This window comes from Bacteroidales bacterium (genome assembly GCA_016709865.1).
GTDB lineage: Bacteria > Bacteroidota > Bacteroidia > Bacteroidales > VadinHA17 > LD21.
Genome location: JADJLX010000002.1, coordinates 587,930 through 603,506 on the forward strand (window position 1 = coordinate 587,930; position 15,577 = coordinate 603,506).

Consider the following 15,577-nt stretch of genomic DNA (forward strand, 5'->3'; position numbering starts at 1 on the left):
CTCCGGCGCTGATACTAGCTCCAGATATCAGCCTTTTTAAGGTTTATCTCACCCTCAAAAAACATTCTGGCTATTTTTTCAAAATAATCAGTATAATCGGAAATGAAGAACTGATCCTTTACCAGGGCTTTATCGTTGAGAAGGTTATTCTTCTCGAGGGTATCCCTGAGAATCATAGCGACTATTCTTGCCGAATCGACAACCTCTACATTAAAATTGAAAATTTTGCTAATCTGATTCTTGATTATCGGATAATGAGTACAACCAAGAATTAATGCCTGAATTCCTGCCAGTGATTCATTCGAAAGATATGAACGTATGATTGCATTACTGATATCATCAAAAATAAAACCTTCCTCAATCATTGGAACCAGCAGCGGTGTAGCTACAGATACAACTGATGTTGATGGTGAGATCTCTTTTATCTTGGTTTCATATGTTCCGGAGCTGACAGTTCGTTTTGTGCCGATCACCCCTATTTTACTGAAGTTTTTTGTGCCAATATACTCAACCACAGGATCAATCACGTCTATCAGGATAGTCTTATCGCGGAAACGGTCTTTAAGCGATTCGAAAGCGGATGCAGATGCAGAATTACAGGCAATAAGAACGACTTTTGCATTATGATCCAGAAGGAATTCGGTAATACGCTGTGAATAGAATCTGATCGATTCAGCCGATTTATCACCGTAAGGAAGGTGTGCTGTGTCGCCAAAGTAAACCAGGCTCTCTCCCGGCAGGATCTGCTTAATAGCGTGTGCAACGGTAAGTCCGCCAACTCCTGAATCAAATATTCCTATAGGTTGTTCTTTCACTTTGCCCGTATATTTAAAAAAATGACCATCTGCCAAGTGGCGGATGGTCACTTGTTTAAGGTATGTAAATTACTTTAATCCTAATTTAGCTTTTGCGAGAGCCATAACGTTTGTACTCTTGGTCTCATCAAAATAGAGAAGTGATCCCTTTGATATGTCAAAAACATAAAGGAATCCGTTTTCTTTTCCAACATCTTTAATTGCCTTATCTACTTTAGCATATACCGGTTGAAAGAGTTCAACCTGCTTCTGCTGAAGCTTTTCCTGAGCGTTAGTCTGATACTCCTGAATTTTCCTGTTCAGATCAATAAGTTCCTGCTCTTTGGTCTGTTTTACGAGATCGGTAAGGTTTTTGAGTTCCTTGTTATAAGCGTCACTCTTATTATTTAATTCAACTGACATCAGTTCGAGATAATTAATAAGCTCCTTGCGATATGCTTCCAGTTTGACATTTGCAGAATCAAATTCCGGCAAAGCAGTAATCAGTTCTTCGCTGTTTATATGTCCAAACTTAAAGCTCTGAGCCATCGCACTATTTCCCGCAAACACCAGCAGTACTATCAAAGCCGCTATTCCTGTAAATCTTTTCATCATAATAATTTTTTAAAGAATAAATGCAAAAGTAATTAATTAATTTTTATAACCTAATTTTTCGAGAACCTGGTCACTGAGGTCAAATTTCGGATTGGCAAACAGAATATTACCTCCCGCTGCTGTATCGAAAATAACAGCATAAGAACCTTCAACAGCCATCTCTTTTATAGCTTTTATTATTTCGTCCTGAATTGGTTTAACAAGTTCTTCCCTCTTCTTGAAAAGATCGCCTTCCATACCGAAGTATTTATTCTGGAGTTCTTTCATCTCTTTTTCCTTCGCGATGATAGCCTCTTCCCTCTTGGTTTTCATGTCCTGCGATAACAGTACTGCATCGTTCTGATATGATTTATACATCTGTTCAACAACAGCATAGCCATCTGCAATCTCTTTCTCCCACTGTACAGAAAGTTTATCAAGCTGTTCCTGCGCTGTTGTGAAGGCAGGAATATTTTTCCTGATATATTCAGAATCGACGAATGCATATTTCTGAGCTACAGCCATAGCTGAAGTCAGAACCAGTAAACTTATTAAAACACCTAACTTTTTCATAACTTCAAATTTAAAATATACTTATTAAAATTGCTGACCTATAACAAAATGGAACTGTGATTTATTAGCATTTGTAAACCTTACCGGATCGGGAACAGGATCAAACCCATATCCCCAGTCGATACCAAGTAATCCGAACATTGGAAGATTAGCTCTTAAGCCGATACCTGCCGAACGGTTCATTTTGAAAGGGTTATATTCTTTAAGCTGATACCATGCTCTTCCTGATTCAAGAAATGTCAGACCATAAATTGTAGCCTGGGGATTAAGGGAAATAGGATATCTGAGCTCGAATGTGATCTTTGAGTATACGTTTCCAGACTGCGCTGTCATACTTGGATTATAAGGAGTAAGAGAGCCATTGGTATAGCCCCTCAGGGATATAACCTCACGACCATAAAAACTATAGCCTGTCATGCCATCGCCACCGACATAAAAATTCTCAAACGGAGATGGACCTATATCATTATTATAATGCCCCAGGTATCCGAATGCATAACGGGCATTCAGCACCAGTTTATCATTGGCATCAAGCGGGAAGAAATAATCCGCTTTGAAAGTCCATTTGTGGAATTCAATATAATTGTATTTAACCTGATCAGATGCAATCGACATATCCTTTCCGCTGATCGAAGAATATGGCGGAGTGGCCTGGACTGAAAGAGTAAATGAAGAACCTCTTCTCGGGTAAATAAGGTTAGGGCTTGTAGAGAACCTTGTCAGTTTTGCACTGAGACTAATAAGATTTGATACACCATCATCGAACAGGAAGCTGTATTGAGTAAAATTATCAAGGTTATACCGCTGATAACTTAACTCCCCATAGAGTGAAAAGAAATCGTCGGGCCATTCGAGTCGTTTACCAAGACCCACCGAAGCACCGTCAATTATCATTGAATGACCGCCCTCCTGTCTCATTATTGACCTGTACATAGAAACCGAGAATGTATTGGGATTTTTGCCTCCGAGCCATGGTTCAACAAAAGAGACATTAAATGATGAATAGATCTTTCCGTTCGACTGTGCCCTGATGCTGAGCGACTGTCCATCTCCTGAAGGATAAGGTTTCCATTGTTTAAGGTCGAAGAAATTGCGCATTGCAAAGTTGTTGAACCTAACGCCAACGGTACCTACAAGCATACCAGCTCCCCAGCCTCCCGATACTTCAAACTGGTCGTTTGCTTTTTCTTCAAGCTTATATAACAGGTCAACGGTTCCATTGTTTATATCCTGCAGCGGTACCGGATTAATTTTTTCCGGATCAAAATGTCCAAGTACTCCAAGCTGCCTTATCGACCTAATAATCTTGTCTTTGCTGAACAAATCGCCCGGTAAAGTGTAAAGTTCCCTTCTGGCAATATGCTCATTTGTTCTTGTATTTCCTGAGATAATAACATTATTAAGGTATGCCTGATCACCCTCATATATTCTTATTTCCAGATCGACAGAATCCTTGTCTACCTTGGCCTCAACAGGTGTAAGTCTGGAAAACAGGTATCCGTTATTCTGGTACATACCGCTAACAGCGTCCTGTGCACCGGAATTTCCATTGAGCCTGTCGTTTATCAGCGACTGGTTATAAACGGTTCCTTTCTCTATGTTAAAGACTTTTTCCAGATCTTCCTTCCTGTATACACTATTTCCGACCCAGTCTACATTCCTGAGAAAGTACTGATTCCCTTCTTCTACCTTAATTACCAGTCCTATCCGGTCCTCTGAAATCTTATAGATAGAATCAGATAGAATTGCGAAATCCTTGAAACCGTTATCGTTATAGAATGTATATAACTTGTCTTTATCCTCGCTGAACTTCTCACCTATATATTTTGAAGCCCTGAAGAAGTTAAGGTTTTTCTTCTTTGTATCCTTCATCTGCCGGCGCAGTTTTTTAGTCTCAAAAAACTCGTTTCCGACAAATGTTATATCACCGATTTTAACTTTATCCTTTTTATCGACATTAATGTTAAGAATCACGTTGTTAGGCTGATCGGGATCATCTTTCTGAATGAATTCCACCTCTGTATTGAGGAATCCTTTTTCAACAAAATGATCTTTAATGATTTTCTTGGCAGTATTCAGAAGAAATGCAGTTACCTGTGAGCCAACCGGAAGATTGATCTTTTCAGCAAGATCCTGGGTCTCTGACTTTTTCATCCCGTTGTACTTCACTGAAGAGATCCTTGGCCTTTCCTGCAGAGCAATATCAAGAAAAACCGTATCTGATGAAACCTTTGTTATTGAAATCCTGACATCTGAAAATAGTCCCTGCATCCAAAGTTTCTGAGCAGCAGCAGTAACAGCTTCTCCCGGAATTGTAACTTCCTGTCCGAGTCTTAGTCCAGATATACCTATAAGTGCATTAGTATCAAGAAATCTTACACCGCTAACTGTTACTCCACCTATAATATAATCATCGGAAGACATATAATCATAAATCTCCTGCTCTTCCTGGGCATACAGCGAAAGACCCATCAGAGTCAGGAATATTGCTACAAAAGTCCTTTTAAATCTCTTAATCACCATTATTTCATTATTTTTCCGAAACTTGTTCACTAGTTTTTCCAAATCTTCTTTCTCTTTTCTGGAAGTCAATTATAGCTGTATAGAAATCATCTTTACCAAAATCGGGCCAAAGTTTTTCTGTAAAGTATAATTCAGTATATGCAAGCTGCCACAAAAGGAAGTTGCTAATTCTCAGCTCCCCGCTTGTTCTTATCATTAATTCAGGGTCGGGAATATCATATGTTGTAAGATATTTTTCAAAATCATCTTCGTTGATTTCTTCCGGTAACAGAATTCCTTTTTTAACATCTGATGCTATTTTTCTTGCTGCTTCAGTTATCTCCCACCGGGAACTATAACTCAGTGCAACAACAAGATTAAGTCCGGTACTAACCGATGTAAGATTAATTGTTTCATTGAGTCTGTTTCTGACATCATCAGCCAGCCTGTCAACATCACCAATTGCAATAAGTCTTATATTATTTTTTGTCAGAGTATCTGTCTCTTTACTAAGCGATTGCACCATTATTCCCATAAGAGCCGAAACCTCTTCATCTGGCCGGCCCCAGTTTTCAGTTGAAAATGCATAACAGGTGAGGTATTTGATACCAATTTCTGCAGCGGCTTCAATAACATCCCTCAGTGCATTTACTCCCTGCTGGTGTCCGAAAATCCTGTCGAGACCCCGTTGCCTTGCCCAACGGCCATTACCATCCATTATGATTGCCACATGGGAAGGTAATTTATTGATATTTATCTCGTTCCGCAATTGCATAATCTACCTTTTTTTTCTGGAATTATCTTCCTCGTAAGCAGGACATCCCACCAGATTGTTAAATAGCTTCCAGGTAACTGATACTCCTGCAAATGAATACCAGTCGTTATTATGAATCCATCCATAATCGGAAGGATCTACCGGATCTTTTAAGCCGTCAAAGTTATCATAAAATGTTTTACGAAAACCATATTCAGCTTCCAATCCCATATTTTTATAAATATTGACTTTAAAACCAACCGATAAAGGTATAACGGGAACATAAGTAAATGTCTCATTGGTCATTAAAGTCCGGCCCCCCGCAGGAGCAGCAGCCGGAAGAACCGGTACATATGATGATGTGGATGCATTAATAAAAGCTATTCCAGCACCTGCAGCGAAGTAAGGTGTATAATCCCATAGTTTCCCGGCGGTTGAATACGGGAAAAAATTGAACTCAAACTGGAGTGCCCACTCGGCAACTGTTCCCTTAAACGAACTCTGTCTCTCTTTTTGAAACTCGTTCTTAAAATCCGTATCGTCAGCCTTCAGCCCTGCAAAGAAAATACTAGCCCTGATTGCTTGACGGGGATGCAGGTTATAGCGGTAGATGAGGCCACCTGCAAGACCCGGTGCGTACATTAACCGATCAGGATTTATGTCTCCCATGTAAGATGAAACACCTGCAAACAGCCCATAATCAGCATTCCGCTGACCTGATAGGGCAAGAGAAAGACTTAAGAATAATAAAAACCAATGTAATCTTTTCATCAAAACTGATCCAGCTCATTATCATCTGAAGGATGGCAATCCGTTTGCTCCGGTCTTCAGCTTGTACGTAACAGTGAAATTGAAAAAATAATAAACGTCATTTGAACTGGAATATTGTGAAGTATAGCCATCAAGATTATCAGAAAATGAATACCTGCCTCCTATTTCAACTCCAAAGTTAAAATCAGGTGAATATACAAGTGTTGTACCTAGTCCAACAGGAATAACAGCAGTAAAGCCTGACGGTTTAAACCCTTCAAGGGCTTGTTTCGCTTTAAGTTTATCATTTGGATTACCTGAATATGCTAATCCACCTATACCTGTAAATACGTAAAAATCAAGTGATCTTATTAAACCACCAATACCAGGCTTTCTTCCTTTCCCGAAAAGATAACTGTTCTCTGCCTTATTTTTAATAAAATAATACTCACCAATCAGAGCAGGTTCGAATATAGAAATTGAGGTTTCATAATCTCTGGCTTCATTTGAACCCCTGGCATCTGAAGCATGCAGGTAACCAAATGTTCCACTGAGCCTTACATTTATATCCTGGGTGATCCTGTATTTAAAATTGACGTTTAAATCAAACCTGGTCTGTAGAAAACTCAAATCTCTTATCCCAAGTATATTTTTAGTCTTTGAAAAACCTCCGATATCGCCAAAAAACTGGGTTGGTCCGAATCCGGCAGATGCTTCATATCGTCTCATTTTCCATAGCTGACCCTGTGACTGACCCTCGTTAATCGCATAAATAAGACAAACCAGAAATATAATCAGAAGGGACCGTTTCATAATAATTTCCTTTTTATTGCCTTACAAATATAATAATTTTTTCAATTTCTCTTATCTACACCCCACATCAGCTTATTTCTGAGTGTACTATAGAAATCTCTTCCCTTGAGCATAACTGTTTTAAGTTTGACAGGAGCCCTGTAAATATGGATCTCTTCAGTGAACGGAACTCTTGCTGATCTGAAGTCGCATGTTGTCATATATTCATGACTTCTCCCCTCAATTACCATCCTGAGTCTGCTCTCTCCTGATATAATAATTGGCCTTATGGTAAGGTTATGAGGAGCTATGGGAGAAATAATAATACTTTCATCCTCAGGTGATAAAATCGGTCCGCCAACACTCAGATTATAAGCAGTTGAGCCGGTTGCCGTGGATATAATCAGTCCGTCGCACCAGTATGTATTCAGATGAATATCATCAACATAGACATTTATAGTTATCATACTGAGATCAGCTTTCTGAACAGTGATCTCATTGAGTGCGGATGAAGCATTTCCCTCAAACAAACCATACGGACGTGATAATTCGAGCAGACATCTTTCAACAATTTCATACTCTCCACTGCATAACATATCTATCGAATGTGATATGTCTTCTGCCGGTATATTGGCAAGAAAACCCATTCTCCCTGTATTAACACCGGCAATAGGAATCTCAAGGTCCTTCACCTTCAGAACAGTCTCAAGAAAAGTACCGTCCCCGCCAACACTTAAGACCATCTCAGGAAGCTCGGTGAGATCTGAAAGTTCAGAAAAATGTTCAATAAGATCACCTCCCTGGCAAATTTTGTGATCTTCCGATTTCTGATGAATAAGCATCTTTATACCTCTCCTGCAGAATTCAGTTACCAGCCTGCTAACACCTTCTCTGGTTTTCGGATTGCTGTCCTTACTGTAAATTGCAACTTTATTCAGCATATTATCAGATATTAAGATATTTCATGAGAAGATCGAACCTCTCTGAATAAAACCGATCCATCGAATCGTTTGTTGTAACCCATGTTTTAACTTCATAGTTATATCGTTCAAAAGTCTTTATCACAGAAACCAGATCGCCGGTATTTACTTTAAGTGTCACTTCCAGTTTTGTTGATTCGGGAGGAGAAGTAATGTACATACTGAGGATCTTGATATTGTTACCTTCAACAATCTGTGCAATCTGCGACAGAGAATAGTCTCTTTCTATCAGCTCAAGTACAATTATGCCGCCGGGCTGATCCATTGAAGAAATGCCAGCTATATGCCGTATGAGGTCGCTTGTTGTTATTACACCCTTAAAATGGTTTTTGTTATCAAGAACCGGTACAACTGAAAGTTTCAGCCGCGAGGCAAGTCCTATCACTTCAAATATATGCTGTTCATCACCGACATAAGGTTTAAATAATGTAAGCTCGTGATTACCAATTGGTTCATCAGGCTTATTCATATCATAAATATCGGCATCAGAGATAAGTCCGAGAAAATCCTGATTATTCACAATCGGCAGATGCGACACTCTGAATATCTCCATCCAATTCAGCGCGGTCTGACCGAGATCTGATGTCTTAAGTGAAGGAATTACCTCAGATATTAAGTCTTTAGCAACCATAAAGATTTTTATTTTCAACTAAAATAGTAAAAAAAAAGCCAGTTGTTGTAATTTTGCCACACAATTACAAATACGGTTAAATCTTACATTTATTATAATGACAAAGTTAAGCGTTAATATCAATAAGATAGCAACCCTCCGAAATGCAAGGGGCGGTAACATTCCAAATGTACTGAATGCCGCCATTAATTGCCAGATTTTCGGAGCCGACGGGATAACCGTCCATCCCAGGCCCGATGAAAGACATATTAGATATAATGATGTACTTGAAATAAAACCTCTTATTACTACCGAATTCAATATTGAAGGATATCCTTCTGTCGGTTTTATAAGTCTTGTACTCGCTGTTAAACCAAATCAGGTTACACTTGTACCTGATGCCCATGATGCAATTACCTCCAATGCAGGCTGGGATACATTACGAAACAGGGCTTTCCTCACTGATATTGTATCAACTTTCAGGAAGGCCGGGATCAGAACCTCACTCTTCGTGGACACAAATCCTGTTAACATTGAGAATGCTGCATTAACAGGAACCGACAGAGTTGAGCTGTACACCGAACCATACGCAACAGCATTCAGCGTTAATGCTCCGGAAGCAGTTGAACCATTTGTAAAAGCTGCAGAGATTGCACGCAATGCCGGACTGGGTTTAAACGCAGGTCATGACCTCAACCTCGACAATCTGAGATATTTCCATCAGAACATCCCATGGCTAGAGGAGGTTTCAATAGGACATGCACTTATCTCAGACGCTCTGTACCTTGGTCTCGAAAATACAATCCAGATGTATAAAAGACAGCTTGCCTGATTAATCTTGTATGAAACTATTCTGCAGGAAATATGGCGAAGGACCGCCGCTTATCATACTTCACGGATTGTACGGATCATCTGATAACTGGGCGACAATTGCTAAAAATCTTAGTGACATTTTCACTGTGTATCTTCCTGACCAGCGAAATCATGGACAATCACCTCATTCCGACATCCATGATTATGACTCAATGCGCGAAGATCTTTTTGAGCTGGCAGCTGATCTGTCACTGAAAAAATTCTTTCTTGCCGGACACAGCATGGGAGGAAAAACAGCAATTTCATTTGCTTTAAAATATCCGGAAATGCTTAATGGTCTGCTTATTGCAGATATTTCTCCATTCATAAGCGAAGCTCATAATAAAGTTGCTTACAGCCAGCATAAATCGATTCTGGAAGCTATGTTATCAATTGACCTGACTGGTATCTCCAGGCGGGATGATGCTGAAGAGAACCTCAGGGAGAAGATAAGTGATGAAAAAATCAGGGGATTTGTATTAAAGAATCTTCAAAGGAGTACCAAAAATAATTTTACCTGGAAGTTAAACGCATCTTCCCTTCTAAAAAATCTTGATAAAATTATGTCTGGTGTAGACAGAGGTGCTTTATATTCACAATCAATAACCGGATTTCCTGTTATATTCCTTAAAGGAGGTGATTCAGATTATATTCTCCCATCGGATTTTGGTGATATTTTAAAGATATTTCCCGCTGCAGAGTTTGCTATTGCAGAGAAAGCAGGTCACTGGATCCATGCTGACAGACCTGATGAGGTGATAAAAAATATAAAGCGATTATTATGAAAATGTTACAGACTCTATCTTATCGTCGCTGATCGCTGGCAGATTCATAAATCTTAAAAGAACCTGTCCTATAGCCAGAACATCCTTCTCACAATACTGTACTATCCTTTTCAGGTCCTTTTCAACATAATAAATCCCTGCTACCATACTGCCGTCAATATCATCCTTCGGGCTGGGGATACCCAGAATCGATGTAAGAAGGTCGAGTGATGTATAGTTCTTATAATCACCGAATTTCCAGAGATCCATAGTATCCAGAAGTTTTATTTCCCATGGTTTTTTCCCGGCATTATCGAGTATCTCAGGAATGATCATACCATTAATAATCATCCGCCGTGCAATATAGGGATAGTCAAATTCCTTACCGTTATGGGCACATAAAAGAGCCTCTTTATTCGTACGGCAGAACTTATAAAGCATGTCAGAAAATTCTGAAAGAAGCACCTTCTCATCATCACCATAAAATGATTTCAACCTGAAACTGTAAGGATTTTTTTCTTTTATCAATCCTACTGAAATGCATATTATCTTCCCAAATTCCGAGTAAATACCTGCCCTTTCATAGACATCAGCAGCAACCTGTTCGGGTGATCTGAACTGTCTTGATTTTTTCTCCCAGAGAGTCTGAAACAAAGGATCAAGTGTTTCATAGGAAGGAGACCCGGGAACAGTTTCTATATCAAGGAATAAGACATCCTCAACCTTTATATTGTCAAGCATGGTTTTATGATTTACTTTTTAAAAGATGTTTCTCAATAATTGAGATCAGGACTTCAATGCCCACCTGATTTTCACCACCGCCGGGAATTATAATATCAGCATATCGTTTTGATGGTTCAATAAACTGAAGGTGAGAAGGTTTTACGGTATCGTGGTATCTCTCAAGAACCTTAAGAACCGACCGGCCCCTTTCAACAATATCCCTGTTTATTACCCTCCCAAGGCGGTCGTCGGCATCGGCATCGACAAAAACCTTGATATCCATCATTTCACGCAGACCCGGATCGGTGAGTATCAGAATTCCTTCAATGATTACGACTCTGGAGGGTTTAACAGGAATTGTCTCTTTAGACCTCAGACATGTAATATATGAATAGATTGGCATTTCTACTTCCTCACCCTCTTTAAGCTTTTTGAGATGATCGATCAGTAACTCAAATTCAACAGAATCAGGATGGTCAAAATTGATTTTCTGCCTCTCCTCAAGTGAGATTTTTCCATTGTCCTTGTAATAGGAATCCTGAGGAATTACTATAACTTCGTCATTTGGAAATACTTCCACAACTTTTCGGACAACGGTCGTTTTTCCGGATCCGGTCCCGCCGGCAATCCCAACAATCAGCATAAATTTTATATTTTTGCAGTAATTAAAATTTATCAAAAATAGCAAATGGCCGAATTATATCCAATAAAGTTTGAAACTGTTCTGAAAGAGAAGGTCTGGGGAGGAAATGCCCTTGCCTCCCGCTATAACAAGAAACCTGCAAAACCCGCAAATGTTGGTGAAAGCTGGGAAATATCAGCTGTTTCCGGTGAACAGTCTGTAATCAGCAATGGATTTCTGGCAGGAAACAATCTTGAGGAAATAATTGAGGTTTATATGGGCGATATAACCGGTGATGCGGTTTATGAAAAGTTCGGTAATGAGTTCCCCCTGCTTATCAAGTTCATAGAAGCACGCGAAGATTTGTCTATCCAGGTCCATCCGGGTAATAAACTTGCCAGGGAAAGGCACAAGGCATATGGAAAAACTGAGATGTGGTATATACTTGAAAGTGAAAAAGGATCAAAGATTTATACAGGATTCCGTGAAGGTGTAACAAAAGAGAACTACCAGTCTGCAGTAAATGACGGAACAATGGCAGATCTGCTAAATGTTGAACACCCTGAACCCGGAGATACCTTCTTTATTCCGGCAGGGAGAATCCATGCAATAGGTGCAGGAACAGTACTTGTTGAAGTTCAGCAGACTTCAGATATTACGTACAGGATATTTGACTGGAACCGGAAGAGTACAGGTAAAGAAAAAAGAGAACTCCATACAGATCTGGCACTTGATGCCATTGACTTCAATGCAAATGGCAAAAGTAAAATCAGGAAAACACCGGTATTAAATGAATCTGAAAATCTGGTCAGCTGTGAATTTTTTAACACTAATCTGATAAGGTTCAGCAAAACGTTAACCAAAGAATATTACTCTATTGATTCATTTGTTGTGTACATTTGCACCGAAGGGGAGTTCATTATCCGGTGGGACGGAGAGACAGAAACCATGGTGAAAGGTGAGACGGTACTGCTTCCTGCAATGATAAAAGAGGTTGTTCTTGAGCCCATCGGGGAAGCGGAGATACTGGAAATATATATTATGTAGGGCGAAGTCGTGACTTCGCCGAAGACCGAAGACCGGTGACAAAAGACAAAACACAAAAACGAAAATATGAAAATTACGTATTTATCAATTATTACAATTCTGTCGATTATCCTGATTACGGGTTGCAATGGCAGTGGAAATTCAAAGAAAGATGCTTCTGCAGAGACTGATACAACTACCGTTGCGGACACCGGATTCACAGGGATCACACAGGGAATGAGCGGACAATACATTGTAAATGAGACAACCTACAAAAACGGAGTCAGGCATGGCCTGAAGAAGACATTTTATCAGAGCGGTAAAATGCGTCAGACATTCTGGTATGAGAATGGTTTAAGACAGGACTCCTCGAGATGGTATTTTGAAGAGGGTCAGTTATTTCGTACCACACCTTATAAGAATGATACGATCGATGGTATTCAGAAACAATTTTACCGTACAGGTAAACTTAAAGCAAAAATAGGCTATGAAAAAGGCTTAAGAACCACCTTCTTCCAGGAATTTACAGCAGAGGGCAAACTGGTTGGCGGTTACCCGGAGCTCATTGTTGGAACCACTGACAATTATAAGACAAACGGCACATTCAGAATCACTCTGAAACTTTCAGACAAATCGGAAAAAGTAAGATTTTTCAGGGGTGAACTTTACAGCGGCGTCTTCGACACATCGAGATGCGAAAGAATAAAAACTGTGAAAGGAATTGGATATCTTGACCTTAAAAAATCAGCATCAGCCAAATCAGAGTATGTTGGGATAATAGCAGAGATCCTTACAGGCTTCGGGAACAACTATCTGGTCTACAAAAGAATAGATCTCCCTTATAACGATCTTAAATAGCCTGAAGATATGATCATCCGTTCTGCCACATTTGTTAAAAGCAGTCCTGCCCTGAAAGACTGTCCGCCAACATTAAAACCGGAATTCGGTTTTATTGGCCGGTCAAATGTAGGTAAGTCATCACTTATAAATATGCTTACCGGATGGTCTAAGCTGGCAAAAACATCTGTTCAGCCCGGGAAAACCCGCACTATTAACCATTTTTATGTAAATGAAGAATGGTATCTTGTCGATCTTCCTGGATACGGATATGCTAAAGTTCCGGTAAAATTAAGAGAGATATGGGTAAGGGCGACAGAGAACTATATCCTTAAAAGGGAAAACCTGGTGTGCCTCTTTGTCCTTCTTGATATACGTCATAAACCACAGCCTTCTGATCTTGATTTCATGGAGTTCCTCGGCAATAATCAGATACCATTTGCCAGAGTCTTTACCAAGAGCGATAAACTCACAAAAACCGAACTTGAAAGCTCAATAAGCCGTTACAATTCAGTAATGTTCGAAAACTGGGAATCGCTCCCTGAAACATTTATTTCGTCAGCTGTAACAAAAGAAGGAAGAGATGGTATTCTGAACTATATTGAAGAATCTATCAACAATTTTTCAAATGATGCCTGATATCGTCGGGATTTTTTAATTTTGTACACATAATTGATCGGAAAAATAACTGTTAATATTTAAGGATTATGTTTGGACATGCACCAATGAAACTGTTTTCCTGCAGATCCTCACAGCATCTGGCTCAGGCTATTGCTGATAAGCTCGGGATTGAACTGGGCAAGAGCTCCGTTACCAAATTCAGCGACGGAGAATATCAACCATGTTTCGACGAGTCTGTAAGAGGCTGCATGGTTTTTATTGTGCAATCGACAAATCCTCCGGCCGACAACCTTTTTGAACTTCTTCTGATGATCGATGCGGCTAAAAGAGCCTCTGCCTATAAAGTAATTGCTGTAATACCATATTATGGTTTTGCACGTCAGGACAGGAAAGACAGGCCAAGAGTTTCAATTGGATCAAAACTTTCTGCTGACCTTCTCAGTACAGCGGGTGTAGACAGGGTAATAACAATGGACCTTCATGCTGATCAGATCCAGGGATTCTTCAATGTTCCGGTAGACCACCTTTTCGGATCTGCTGTTTTTGCACCATACATAGAGAACCTTAAGCTTTCAAATCTTACAATCTCTGCACCCGATATGGGCGGATCAAAAAGGGCTAACGCTTATTCAAGGCACCTTCAGTCTGAAATGGTTTTATGCTATAAACTTCGAAAGAAGCCGAATGTAATAGAAGAGATGTCAATAATCGGAGAAGTTGAAGGTAGAAATGTTGTAATTATTGACGATATGGTAGATACAGCCGGGACTCTTGCACTTGCTGCGGATATGATGAAAGAGAGAGGCGCAACCAGTATCAGGGCTTTTGCAACTCACCCGATTCTTTCAGGTAATGCAGTGGAGAGGATCAATGATTCTGCTATTGAAGAACTTGTAGTCAGCGACTCGGTGCCATTTATCACAACTTCTCCAAAAATAAAAGTGCTTTCTATTGCCGATATATTCGCAAAAACAATCGATGCTGTTACAACAAATCAGTCAATAAGTACAAATTTTGTATTCTGATTCCTTTGTTCTATATTTGCAGTCCGAAAAAAATAAGAAATGTCAAACGTGTAATGGGGTCCCGTTAAGCGGGATTTAGTAGCACAATAACTTTAAGACAAATGAAGACAATTGAGATCAAAGGTTCATTCAGAACAGAATTAGGAAAAAAAAGCTCTAAACAGTCAAGAAAAGCCGGTAATGTACCATGTGTTATCTATGGTAAAGAGGAAAACATTCATTTCCAGGCACCTGAACTGAGTTTCAAAAACCTCGTTTATACACCTGAAGCACATCTTGTTAAACTGGTTATCGATAATAAAGAGTTTAATGTTGTGTTGAAAGATATGCAGTTTCACCCTGTAAGTGATAAAATTTTACACGCCGATTTTGTTGAGATTTTTGACGACAAACCAGTTGTAATAAGTATTCCAATAAAAATTACCGGAGATTCAGTTGGTGTTATCGCCGGAGGTAAACTGAGTATTAAAAGAAGGAACCTAAAAGTAAAAGGTTTACCAAAAGATCTTCCTGAGCATCTTACAATAGATATCACCAACCTTAAAATTCATGAAGGAGTAAAAGTTGGCGATCTCTCATTTGACAAGATAGAATTACTTGATCCGAAAAAATCGATGGTTCTTACTATTGCAACTTCAAGGGTTGCTGCGAAGAGTGAAGAAGAAGTTGCTGCGGAAGCTGCTACTGAAGCTACAAACGCTGCTGCACATGCAGCCGCTGCTCCTGCTGCTGAAGAAAAATAACCATCACGTTCTAAC

The 15,577-nt window shown here is 39.6% G+C and carries 18 protein-coding genes; 7 read left to right on the forward strand and 11 right to left on the reverse strand.

Annotated elements, in window-relative coordinates:
- Nucleotides 1–14: 14 nt before the first annotated feature.
- The 9 genes from murI to IPJ16_04435 all read right to left on the reverse strand — a co-directional run bounded on the left by murI (nucleotide 15) and on the right by IPJ16_04435 (nucleotide 8,370).
- Nucleotides 15–815 carry a glutamate racemase gene (murI, locus tag IPJ16_04395; GenBank protein ID MBK7626429.1) on the reverse strand — a complete coding sequence of 267 codons (801 nt, stop codon included), beginning with the start codon at nucleotides 813–815 and terminating at the stop codon, nucleotides 15–17.
- 69 nt (nucleotides 816–884) lie between these two features.
- Nucleotides 885–1,409 carry an OmpH family outer membrane protein gene (locus tag IPJ16_04400; GenBank protein MBK7626430.1) on the reverse strand — a complete coding sequence of 175 codons (525 nt, stop codon included), beginning with the start codon at nucleotides 1,407–1,409 and terminating at the stop codon, nucleotides 885–887.
- A 36-nt stretch (nucleotides 1,410–1,445) separates the two neighbouring features.
- Nucleotides 1,446–1,961: an OmpH family outer membrane protein gene (locus tag IPJ16_04405; protein MBK7626431.1), complete on the reverse strand. Its 516-nt coding sequence runs from the start codon at nucleotides 1,959–1,961 to the stop codon at nucleotides 1,446–1,448.
- Nucleotides 1,962–1,985: 24 nt separating this feature from the next.
- On the reverse strand, nucleotides 1,986–4,433 hold the full coding sequence (gene bamA / locus IPJ16_04410) for an outer membrane protein assembly factor BamA (GenBank protein MBK7626432.1): 2,448 nt from the start codon (nucleotides 4,431–4,433) through the stop codon (nucleotides 1,986–1,988).
- Nucleotides 4,434–4,491: 58 nt separating this feature from the next.
- A complete protein-coding gene (locus IPJ16_04415) occupies nucleotides 4,492–5,238 on the reverse strand; it encodes an isoprenyl transferase (GenBank protein ID MBK7626433.1) in 747 nt (248 codons plus the stop codon).
- Nucleotides 5,239–5,241: 3 nt separating this feature from the next.
- The gene (locus tag IPJ16_04420) at nucleotides 5,242–5,988 is read right to left on the reverse strand and encodes a hypothetical protein (protein MBK7626434.1); all 747 of its coding nucleotides are present in this window, start codon (nucleotides 5,986–5,988) and stop codon (nucleotides 5,242–5,244) included.
- Nucleotides 5,989–6,009: 21 nt separating this feature from the next.
- Nucleotides 6,010–6,780, reverse strand: a complete 771-nt coding sequence (locus tag IPJ16_04425) for a hypothetical protein (GenBank protein MBK7626435.1) — start codon at nucleotides 6,778–6,780, stop codon at nucleotides 6,010–6,012.
- A 41-nt stretch (nucleotides 6,781–6,821) separates the two neighbouring features.
- The gene (locus IPJ16_04430; GenBank protein MBK7626436.1) at nucleotides 6,822–7,700 is read right to left on the reverse strand and encodes an NAD(+)/NADH kinase; all 879 of its coding nucleotides are present in this window, start codon (nucleotides 7,698–7,700) and stop codon (nucleotides 6,822–6,824) included.
- Between the two features lie 4 nt (nucleotides 7,701–7,704).
- A complete protein-coding gene (locus IPJ16_04435) occupies nucleotides 7,705–8,370 on the reverse strand; it encodes a CBS domain-containing protein (GenBank protein ID MBK7626437.1) in 666 nt (221 codons plus the stop codon).
- A 97-nt stretch (nucleotides 8,371–8,467) separates the two neighbouring features.
- Here IPJ16_04435 and IPJ16_04440 point away from each other — a divergent pair, with 97 nt between their 5' ends.
- Together IPJ16_04440 and IPJ16_04445 are read left to right on the forward strand one after the other, a co-directional pair.
- Nucleotides 8,468–9,181 (forward strand): pyridoxine 5'-phosphate synthase, encoded by a 714-nt coding sequence (locus IPJ16_04440; protein ID MBK7626438.1) that lies wholly within the window; start codon nucleotides 8,468–8,470, stop codon nucleotides 9,179–9,181.
- A gap of 10 nt (nucleotides 9,182–9,191) precedes the next feature.
- On the forward strand, nucleotides 9,192–9,986 hold the full coding sequence (locus IPJ16_04445; protein ID MBK7626439.1) for an alpha/beta fold hydrolase: 795 nt from the start codon (nucleotides 9,192–9,194) through the stop codon (nucleotides 9,984–9,986).
- Here IPJ16_04445 and IPJ16_04450 read toward each other — a convergent pair.
- Nucleotides 9,981–10,706, reverse strand: a complete 726-nt coding sequence (locus tag IPJ16_04450) for a 3'-5' exonuclease (protein ID MBK7626440.1) — start codon at nucleotides 10,704–10,706, stop codon at nucleotides 9,981–9,983. The two genes, IPJ16_04445 and IPJ16_04450, sit on opposite strands and share 6 nt — an antisense overlap.
- A 4-nt stretch (nucleotides 10,707–10,710) precedes the next feature.
- A complete protein-coding gene (udk, locus tag IPJ16_04455) occupies nucleotides 10,711–11,331 on the reverse strand; it encodes a uridine kinase (GenBank protein MBK7626441.1) in 621 nt (206 codons plus the stop codon).
- A 45-nt stretch (nucleotides 11,332–11,376) separates the two neighbouring features.
- On the opposite strand from udk, the gene IPJ16_04460 reads away from it, so the two are divergent.
- The 5 genes from IPJ16_04460 (at nucleotide 11,377) to IPJ16_04480 (ending at nucleotide 15,562) form a co-directional block, all read left to right on the forward strand.
- Entirely contained in the window at nucleotides 11,377–12,357 is a 981-nt protein-coding gene (locus tag IPJ16_04460) for a class I mannose-6-phosphate isomerase (GenBank protein ID MBK7626442.1), read from the forward strand.
- A 66-nt stretch (nucleotides 12,358–12,423) separates the two neighbouring features.
- Nucleotides 12,424–13,194, forward strand: a complete 771-nt coding sequence (locus IPJ16_04465; protein ID MBK7626443.1) for a hypothetical protein — start codon at nucleotides 12,424–12,426, stop codon at nucleotides 13,192–13,194.
- A gap of 9 nt (nucleotides 13,195–13,203) precedes the next feature.
- On the forward strand, nucleotides 13,204–13,812 hold the full coding sequence (locus IPJ16_04470; protein ID MBK7626444.1) for a YihA family ribosome biogenesis GTP-binding protein: 609 nt from the start codon (nucleotides 13,204–13,206) through the stop codon (nucleotides 13,810–13,812).
- A gap of 68 nt (nucleotides 13,813–13,880) precedes the next feature.
- The gene (locus IPJ16_04475) at nucleotides 13,881–14,819 is read left to right on the forward strand and encodes a ribose-phosphate pyrophosphokinase (GenBank protein ID MBK7626445.1); all 939 of its coding nucleotides are present in this window, start codon (nucleotides 13,881–13,883) and stop codon (nucleotides 14,817–14,819) included.
- Between the two features lie 101 nt (nucleotides 14,820–14,920).
- Nucleotides 14,921–15,562: a 50S ribosomal protein L25/general stress protein Ctc gene (locus IPJ16_04480; GenBank protein ID MBK7626446.1), complete on the forward strand. Its 642-nt coding sequence runs from the start codon at nucleotides 14,921–14,923 to the stop codon at nucleotides 15,560–15,562.
- The last annotated feature ends 15 nt before the right edge of the window (nucleotides 15,563–15,577 follow it).

Excerpts from the sequence above, each read along its gene's own strand:
- IPJ16_04435 (MBK7626437.1), bottom strand. The coding sequence starts at position 8,370 with ATGGTTGCTAAAGACTTAATATCTGAGGTAATTCCTTCACTTAAGACA.
- IPJ16_04465 (MBK7626443.1), top strand. The coding sequence starts at position 12,424 with ATGAAAATTACGTATTTATCAATTATTACAATTCTGTCGATTATCCTG.
- IPJ16_04475 (MBK7626445.1), top strand. The coding sequence starts at position 13,881 with ATGTTTGGACATGCACCAATGAAACTGTTTTCCTGCAGATCCTCACAG.
- IPJ16_04405 (MBK7626431.1), bottom strand. The coding sequence starts at position 1,961 with ATGAAAAAGTTAGGTGTTTTAATAAGTTTACTGGTTCTGACTTCAGCT.
- IPJ16_04420 (MBK7626434.1), bottom strand. The coding sequence starts at position 5,988 with ATGAAAAGATTACATTGGTTTTTATTATTCTTAAGTCTTTCTCTTGCC.
- IPJ16_04445 (MBK7626439.1), top strand. The coding sequence starts at position 9,192 with ATGAAACTATTCTGCAGGAAATATGGCGAAGGACCGCCGCTTATCATA.
- IPJ16_04460 (MBK7626442.1), top strand. The coding sequence starts at position 11,377 with ATGGCCGAATTATATCCAATAAAGTTTGAAACTGTTCTGAAAGAGAAG.
- IPJ16_04440 (MBK7626438.1), top strand. The coding sequence starts at position 8,468 with ATGACAAAGTTAAGCGTTAATATCAATAAGATAGCAACCCTCCGAAAT.
- udk (MBK7626441.1), bottom strand. The coding sequence starts at position 11,331 with ATGCTGATTGTTGGGATTGCCGGCGGGACCGGATCCGGAAAAACGACC.
- IPJ16_04425 (MBK7626435.1), bottom strand. The coding sequence starts at position 6,780 with ATGAAACGGTCCCTTCTGATTATATTTCTGGTTTGTCTTATTTATGCG.
- IPJ16_04400 (MBK7626430.1), bottom strand. The coding sequence starts at position 1,409 with ATGATGAAAAGATTTACAGGAATAGCGGCTTTGATAGTACTGCTGGTG.
- IPJ16_04470 (MBK7626444.1), top strand. The coding sequence starts at position 13,204 with ATGATCATCCGTTCTGCCACATTTGTTAAAAGCAGTCCTGCCCTGAAA.
- IPJ16_04415 (MBK7626433.1), bottom strand. The coding sequence starts at position 5,238 with ATGCAATTGCGGAACGAGATAAATATCAATAAATTACCTTCCCATGTG.
- bamA (MBK7626432.1), bottom strand. The coding sequence starts at position 4,433 with ATGGGTCTTTCGCTGTATGCCCAGGAAGAGCAGGAGATTTATGATTAT.
- IPJ16_04480 (MBK7626446.1), top strand. The coding sequence starts at position 14,921 with ATGAAGACAATTGAGATCAAAGGTTCATTCAGAACAGAATTAGGAAAA.
- IPJ16_04430 (MBK7626436.1), bottom strand. The coding sequence starts at position 7,700 with ATGCTGAATAAAGTTGCAATTTACAGTAAGGACAGCAATCCGAAAACC.
- IPJ16_04450 (MBK7626440.1), bottom strand. The coding sequence starts at position 10,706 with ATGCTTGACAATATAAAGGTTGAGGATGTCTTATTCCTTGATATAGAA.